Annotated in this window: 2 protein-coding genes; both read right to left on the reverse strand. The window is 58.5% G+C overall.

Annotation, left to right across the window (positions count from 1 at the left end; translation table 11 throughout):
- The coding region (locus AK963_RS32870) for a hypothetical protein (protein ID WP_139117797.1) at positions 1 to 427 on the reverse strand (427 nt) is incomplete at its 3' end.
- On the reverse strand, positions 420 to 893 hold the full coding sequence (locus tag AK963_RS29620) for a hypothetical protein (protein WP_066018794.1): 474 nt from the start codon (positions 891 to 893) through the stop codon (positions 420 to 422). The genes AK963_RS29620 and AK963_RS32870, both read right to left, overlap by 8 nt.
- Positions 894 to 956: the final 63 nt, after the last annotated feature.

Here is a 956-nt window from a genome sequence, read left to right on the forward strand (position 1 = left end):
TGGACTGGTTGCGCTCCCACTTGATGCCGTCGTAGCGGTAAGTGGGCAGGGCTTTGGAGAAGACGTGGAGTTTCTGGTTGTAGATCACGGAGCTGACCACGGCACCGAGGGGATAGACCTCTTCTTCGGTGTGGTTGTTGTCGGTGTTGAAGGTGAGGCCGCCGCCGGACTGCTCAATCCAGAACACTTCGTCGTCGTTGATGTGCCGGATATGGGTGATCAGGTGGTGTGGATCACTGCGCTGGGTGGCGCAGGAGTCGCGGACAATCTGGCCCTGAACGTCGGGGTAGCCGTTGTTGAGTTCGATAAGGAACTGACCTTCGCCGGTCTCCAGGGAGATGGGATCGCGGGTGGTGTCGATCCCCCTGAACTGTTCGTAGGCGTGGGTCTTGAGCTTGATGGTCTGCGACGTGCGGTACTTACTCATCGGCGTTGATGTCCTGTCCGGTGAGCGGTGAGGTTGCTGGTGAGTAGTGCTTGTTGGAACCGCCATCGACCACGCGGGCGCGGAGGGGCTGGTTGCCGACGCCGTTGTTGAGTCTTCGCCAGAGTAAGGTGTTGAGCGTCTGGTAATGGACTTTGCTGTAGAGTTCGATCTTCGGTGATGCCTGTTGCAGTGCGTACTGGAACAGGAGCGCGTTCTGCATGATGAGATCGGGTACCGGACGGACTTCGCTGGGGTGGGTATAGTAATCCAGCGGGTCAGCGTTCCAGTAAGGGTGTGAATTGATCTCTTCCAGGGCCAGGTTGGCCAGATCAACGAACATGGTCAGGGTATCCCCGTCGACGGCACTGACGGAGAAATCCCCGAACCGGCGCAGGACTCGGGTCACGATGTCCTGCAAAGGGCTGAAGCTGTCCCGAATGTGCGGGGTGGTGCTCTGGTTAGCCATCGTAAGGAACGACCCTGCCGTTCTTGAAGGCTTCGTGAGCCTCGAAGGCTTTTACTTCGTCGG

Source organism: Endozoicomonas atrinae (genome assembly GCF_001647025.1).
Lineage (GTDB): Bacteria > Pseudomonadota > Gammaproteobacteria > Pseudomonadales > Endozoicomonadaceae > Endozoicomonas > Endozoicomonas atrinae.